The organism is Parabacteroides sp. AM08-6, assembly GCF_003473295.1.
GTDB lineage: Bacteria > Bacteroidota > Bacteroidia > Bacteroidales > Tannerellaceae > Parabacteroides.
This window is the reverse complement of sequence record NZ_QRMP01000017.1, coordinates 68787-75585: the sequence shown is the minus strand read 5'-3', so window position 1 is coordinate 75585 and position 6799 is coordinate 68787. Positions and strand designations below refer to the sequence as shown.

Here is a 6799-nt window from a genome sequence, read left to right as displayed (position 1 = left end):
AAGGGGCTTTTGATTTTTATTCCTAATGCGTTTGCCCTGTGGCAACAATTTTCAAATACGTTCCCTGATTTCGTTAAGATGTATCCTTGTAACTTTCTCATTAATACTTGAAAGTACGAGGCATTGCTGGCTGAAGAAAAAAGTTTTATAAAGAAGATAAATGGAGGATACGGAAAAGATAAAAATCCATACCTTTGTATTTTTGATAAATAAGAAATATGACAAAAATACAAGATACTTTGGCTGCATTGCCGGAAGAAAAGAAAATGCTGTTTGTACCGGTGTTCGGTAATGTGGATAAGTTTTATACGATTATCTATTTGATAGCCCGCAATGAGCATGTTACGGAGCAAGAAAAGCCGGAGCGCTACGAAGACCGTTTGCAAGTCATACGCCAGGTTCGTACAAAAGCGGAGAAATTGCTCGATTCATTTGGATTGGACGGAGCAGAGATTGTAGCGGATATAGCCAGTGATTATTTTGAGGACTATGTGAATTATAAAGAGCCGGTATTCGATATTACAAATGAGGAGTTTATCCGTGTTATTCAGAAAATCAGTGCAGTCTGAGGTCAGTCTATTTGTGACATTGCCGAACCTGATAGGTATTTTGTTGTTGCACAAGGAGGTAAAGAAATCGGTCGGTGAATATTGGAAAAAGGTGAAAGGTTGAAACAGGGGTGTAACGGAAATGCAACTAACTTGAAATAACTTTTTTTGTGCTTCTGCTGTATGCTTATATGAGAGATAACATCTACTTTTGTAAGTTACTGAAGATATTTTTCAGAAAGAGAGGAGAATAGTTGATTAAATTAGGTATTTACGGCGAAAAATCGATGAAGTTTTTTTTTAATATCATACATTGGTTATCTTCACAGAAACATGCATATTTCCTGTTCGGGTTATTGTTTATTATCCCGAACTGTGTGCTGTTTTTTACTGAACTTTTGCCTGTCACTGTGGGGATTGCTTCTTTGTTGTTGCCGTTGGCTTTCTGGTATGCGGTCCTGTTGTTGGCTAAGAAGCCGGGTATCGTTGTATGGTGTTTGCTCCCCAAGGTGATATTGGATGGCGGTCAGTTAGTCTTGTTGTATCTGTTTGGCGAATCGGTTATCGCTGTGGATATGTTTTTGAATCTAACCAGTTCCAATGCGTCTGAAGCAAGCGAATTGTTGGGAAATATTTTTCTGGTTATCATTTGTGTGTTTTTCTTTTATACCTTGCCTACTTTGTGGTTGGCTTATCATTCGATACGGATGAAAGAGAAACTTTCCGTATCTTTCCGTAAGAAATGGGCTGTAAGAAGTTTCGGAATGTTCTTGGTTGGTGTCTTGTTCTGCTGTTTGGCTCCGTTGCAGGATTTCCTTTTCTCACTTAAAAATGATATCTATCCGGCCAATGCACTTTATAACTTGTATTTTGCCGTAACGAAATCGGAGAAGAATGCTAATTATCATCTTACCTCTGCCGATTTTAAGTTTAATTCGAGCCGTTTTGCTCATGCGGACGGTAAGCGTGAAATCTATGTCTTGGTAGTGGGCGAAACTTCCCGTGCCATGGAATGGAGCTTGTACGGATATGAAAGGAAGACTACGCCCCGGTTGGAAAAACTGAACGGACTGGTCCATTTTAAGGATGTGATTACACAATCGAATAATACACATAAGAGTGTTCCGATTATCCTTTCGGCTGCCAGTGCTGAAAATTACGGTGTTATTTACGATGAGAAAAGTATTGTGACGGCTTTTAAGGAGGCCGGTTTCCGAACGTTGGTAATCGCCAATCAGAAACTGACTACCTCAATGATTGGCGCTTTTTACCGGGAAGCGGATACTTTTATCGATATGAGTTCGTTTAAAACCGGTTCTTACCTGACATCTTTGCATGATGGGGCTTTGTTGCCCTATCTGGAAAAGGAACTGAAAAAGACGGACGATAATATGTTTATCGTTTTGCATACCTATGGTTCGCATTTTAATTACCATGAACGTTATCCTAAGGAATTTTGCTTTTATATGCCTGATAAAGCGGAAGGAATCCGGGCCTCATATAAAAAAGAGTTGCGCAATGCTTATGATAATTCAATCCATTATACGGATTATGTTCTGAGTGAAGTGGCCGGGCTTTTGGAAAAAACAGGCGCATGTGCTTCCATGCTTTATTTGAGTGACCATGGTGAAGACATATTCGATGATTCCCGCAACCGTTATTTGCATGCGTCGCCGATACCGACTTATTATCAATTGCATATACCTTATATTCTCTGGTTTTCTGAAGAATATCGTGATATATTTCCCGAAAAATACCAGACTGCCCTTGCGCATGAGTCAGTGCCGGTAAGTACAAATAGTGTTTTCCATACGATGTTGGATATTGCGGGCGTAAGAACCGATGAGTCGGATTCGACATTGGCTTTGACGAGCAGTGCTTTTACCGTACGTGACCGCATGTTTTTGGGTGATCACGACGAACCGGTTCCTTTCTGGAAAATGGGACTGAAAAAAGCAGATTTCGAAATGCTGGATAAATGGGGAATTGTATATGATAAAGATGAATGAGCGAGCAAAACGGACATATTACCCTTAAAGTGATTGTCGGCTATTTATTGTTAATTATAATAGCCGTATGCTCGGTTTTGTATATTTATGATATTATTGAAAAAATAGCTGCGGAAGATGATCCGGGGGGGAGCAAAGCACGTGAGAAAGTTTATTTGGTAACAAATACGTTGTCGCTTTTGTATGAAAGTGAGGCTATGGGACAACTTATCGGAATGCCGCAGGGTGAAATCAACCACTTTAACCGGGCATTGAACAAGGCTCTTCAAAACATGGATACATTGCGTACGTTGGTTACGGATTCAATCTTACTCTCTAAAATCGATACAATTAAAGATTTGATACAGCAAAAGCGGCGGAATACCCGGAATTTGCTGGAAACTTGGCAAGAAACAAATGCCGAGCATTTATATACCCGGAATATAGAGGAAGTGATAGCCCGGCAAGATACCGTCATCGAACAAGTGGGAATTCAGGAACGTGTAATTGTTCATCAGGATACGGTTAAATCCCCGAATCGTAAATCCCGTGGATTTTTTCGCCGTTTGGCCGATGTTTTTGCTCCTCCTAAAGAAGATACATCGATTGTTGTGAATACGACACGGCAGATTGTGACGGATACACTTGTGAATGCTTTTAATCCGGCAGATACGATTGTGACGGTCTTGAAAAGTTTGCAGGATAGTGTAGCAGATCAACGGAGATTGCTAATCAATGAACTGCAAGAACGGGCTGCTAATCTGCGTTATAATAACAGTGTCATTACCAGCCGTATCAATCAAATGCTTCGCGATATTGAAGAAGATGAGATGAACGCATCTCTTGAACGGGTACAAAAGAAACAGAAATTACTGAGTGAAACATCCTTTCTGATTGCCGGCATTGCTGTTCTATCATTGATTATTGTGGTTGTTTTCATTGTTATGATTACACGAGATCTTTCGCGAAGCCAATACTACAGGCAGCAATTGGAGAAGGCGAAATTGTATGCGGAAGATTTACTCCGGAAGCGGGAAAAATTGATGTTGACTATCAGTCATGATATTCGTGCTCCGCTTTCGTCTATTATCGGATATATCGAATTGCTGCAAAGACGCCGGCCGGATGAACGCCAGCAATACTATTTGGAAAATATGGGAGGTTCGGCCGAGCATATTCTTTCCCTGGTGAATGGTTTATTGGATTTCCATCGCCTGGAATCCGGGAAAATGGAGATACAGCATGTCCCGTTTAGTGTGTCGGCACTTTTCAATGAGATATATGCCAGTTTCCGTCCGATAGCAGAAGCAAAACAACTTGAGTTTGTTTTGAACCTGAAGGAGGAAGGAATGGAGCGTATCTATATGGGGGACCCGATACGTATGCGTCAGGTCGTTAGTAATTTGCTTTCTAATGCCATTAAGTTCACACATGAGGGGCGCATTGTCCTTTTAGTGAAATATTCTGTGGAAAATACTTTGCTAGCAATCATTGTAAGTGATTCGGGACCTGGTATCCCCCAAGCGGAACAAGAGAAGATTTTCGGTGAATTTACTCGTCTTTCGACTACGGAAAAGGAGGAAGGATTCGGGCTTGGTCTGTCTATTACAAAAAAACTGATTGAGGTGATGGGGGGAACTCTTTCCTTAGAAAGTATTCCGGGAAAAGGTAGTGATTTTAAGATTGAATTGCCGTTGAAAGAGTCCGATGTGCAAACTCTTCCGGTTGCTTCTCCGGAAGAAGAGGAAGAAGAAATATCTGCTTTTGCCGATAGGGAAGTACACTGTCTTTTAGTCGATGATGATCCGTTACAATTGGCATTGACAGAGGAGTTTTTAAAGCGTAACCATGTACAGGTCTCTTGTTGTACGAATCCCTATTCGGTCCCCGGCTTATTACAGAATACTGTATTTGATGCGGTGATAACGGATATTCAGATGCCGGAAATGGATGGATTCCAATTATTAGATGCAATACGTACGTCCGGTATTCCGGGAGCGGATTCTATTCCGGTCATAGCTTTGTCGGCAAGTCTGGAGAATGAACATACTCATTATCTGGAAGCAGGCTTCACCGGTTTCCTGAATAAACCTTTTACGGCAAAACAATTAATTTCTTTATTAAATGAGTTATTGTCTGTCAATATCCGGGCTGATGCCTCCTTCAAACTCGATTTTGCTTCTTTGACGGCTTTTGCAGGAGAGGATAAAGAGGCTTCAGACTCTATTATCCGGACTTTTACAGAAGAAACAAATAAAAGTATCTCCTTGTTACGACAGGCATTGGATACTATTGACAAGGAGCAGGCTGGTAAAATATCCCACAAATTAATTCCTTTATTTACAATGCTGGGGGCCACAGAGTTGGTTGCCCAGTTGAGAGTCTTGGAGAAAAATGATGAGGCGCTATCCACGGATGGATGGCAGCACCTTTTAGCGGATGTTATAACGCGTGTTTCTGAGATTGTACGGCAAGCAGCAACTTCATTGTAGAAAAATGTGTGGAAAAAATCCACATTCCTGTCCACGGTTTCCACGACTGGCGATTGTATTTTTTATCTCTCATAAAACATTCTGTATTACTTATCTGTTCATATAGAGTATATTACAAAAAAAACGTGCATGCCGGAATAGTTTGGCACGATATTAGTCTTTTCTTTATCAAGAAATGTAAGTGGACGTTTCTACATTAAAACCGTTTAAACAATTTTATTAAGTCTGAGTATTCAATTTAAGTCTGCAAACAAAAAGAGTGCCTCGCAAGGGTACTTTTTTTGTATTATACCATTTTATAGTTCTTTTCATGGGAGATTCTTTTATCTATTTAGGGTATGGGATTATTGTTATACGATGATTTTTTCTTAGATTGCGTCAAATTCATTACCTTTGTATTCGGAATAAATAATGAATATTATGCTCTCTATTCTGATTATAGAAGATGATCTAACGTTTTCATTGATGTTGAAAACATGGCTTGGAAAGAAAGGTTTCGATGTGATGGCTTCTTCGTCGGTTTCGGATGCAAAGGTTCGGATAGAGAACGCTACTTTTGATTTGATTCTGTCGGATTTGCGTTTACCGGACGGGGATGGGATTGATTTACTTAAGTGGATCAAAGAAAAAAATGCGTCGATGCCTGTTATTATGATGACGAGCTATGCTGAAATACAAACGGCCGTACAAGCGATTAAGTTAGGTGCTTCCGATTATATTGCCAAACCTTTGAACACTGAAGAATTGTTGGGGAAGATTCGAGATGTGATAAATACAGATAATCGGGTATCTGTTTCTCAGACATCTCATGTGGTTCGTTCCCCCAAACACTCAGAGCCAGATAACAGTCAGTATATAGAAGGGCAAAGTCCTGCAGCACACCAACTTTACGAACATGTACGATTGGTGGCTCCGACGGATATGTCTGTTTTAATTACCGGTTCGAGTGGAACAGGCAAAGAGTATGTGGCCCGGCGTATTCACGAACAAAGTAATCGTAGGAAAGCTCCTTTTGTTGCAGTAGATTGTGGAGCAATTCCGAAGGATTTGGCGGCTTCCGAATTTTTTGGACATGTCAAAGGTTCGTTTACCGGTGCTATCGATAATAAGGAAGGTGCTTTTGTCGCAGCTCAGGGGGGAACGATATTCTTGGATGAAATAGGCAATTTATCTTATGAGGTACAGGTGCAATTACTCCGCGCTTTGCAGGAACGAAAAGTAAAGCCTATTGGAAGTAATCAGGAAATATCTATCAATGTCCGTTTGATTTCAGCAACAAATGAAAATTTGCGGATGGCCATTGATAAAGGGGATTTCCGTGAAGATTTATATCACCGTATTAATGAATTTTCTGTTCGTATTCCGGATTTGAAGGAACGGAAAGAGGATTTACTTTTGTTTGCCAATACTTTTCTGGACCAGGCAAATAATGAGTTGCAAAAAGATATTATAGGTTTTGATACTGAGACTGTCCGGATTTTCCAATCTTATTCATGGCCGGGGAATCTTCGTCAGATGAAGAATGCGATTAAATATGCAACTTTATTAGCTACAGGACGTTATATTACCCGAAAGGAACTTCCGGAAGAGCTGACAGAGATGCCGGCTGTTTCCGTAAATATTCAGTTGAAGAATGAAGAGCACGAATGCGACTTGATAAAGAGAGCCTTGCAGGAAGCTGGCAATAATAAAACCAAAGCTGCCCAATTATTAGGAATTGATCGGAAAACTCTTTATAATAAGCTGAAAATCTATCATTTAGATTGAAAAA

At 40.3% G+C, this 6799-nt stretch carries 4 protein-coding genes; all 4 read left to right on the top strand.

Features of this window, described 5'->3' with window-relative positions:
* The first annotated feature begins 218 nt into the window (after positions 1–218).
* The 4 genes from DW103_RS11645 (at position 219) to DW103_RS11630 (ending at position 6795) form a co-directional block, all read left to right on the top strand.
* Positions 219–569 carry a hypothetical protein gene (locus tag DW103_RS11645; RefSeq protein ID WP_122276302.1) on the top strand — a complete coding sequence of 117 codons (351 nt, stop codon included), beginning with the start codon at positions 219–221 and terminating at the stop codon, positions 567–569.
* A gap of 266 nt (positions 570–835) precedes the next feature.
* Positions 836–2557, top strand: coding sequence for a phosphoethanolamine transferase (locus tag DW103_RS11640; RefSeq protein WP_122276300.1), 1722 nt, complete (start codon positions 836–838; stop codon positions 2555–2557).
* Positions 2554–5028: an ATP-binding protein gene (locus DW103_RS11635; RefSeq protein ID WP_122276298.1), complete on the top strand. Its 2475-nt coding sequence runs from the start codon at positions 2554–2556 to the stop codon at positions 5026–5028. Before DW103_RS11640 ends, DW103_RS11635 begins: the two co-directional genes overlap by 4 nt.
* Positions 5029–5448: 420 nt before the next feature.
* Complete coding sequence (locus DW103_RS11630) at positions 5449–6795, top strand: sigma-54 dependent transcriptional regulator (protein ID WP_122276314.1); 1347 nt, start codon at positions 5449–5451, stop codon at positions 6793–6795.
* The last annotated feature ends 4 nt before the right edge of the window (positions 6796–6799 follow it).

Bases quoted from the DNA above. Each gene is read 5' to 3' on its own strand.
- DW103_RS11635 (WP_122276298.1), top strand. From the start codon at position 2,554: ATGAGCGAGCAAAACGGACATATTACCCTTAAAGTGATTGTCGGCTAT.
- DW103_RS11645 (WP_122276302.1), top strand. From the start codon at position 219: ATGACAAAAATACAAGATACTTTGGCTGCATTGCCGGAAGAAAAGAAA.
- DW103_RS11640 (WP_122276300.1), top strand. From the start codon at position 836: ATGAAGTTTTTTTTTAATATCATACATTGGTTATCTTCACAGAAACAT.
- DW103_RS11630 (WP_122276314.1), top strand. From the start codon at position 5,449: ATGCTCTCTATTCTGATTATAGAAGATGATCTAACGTTTTCATTGATG.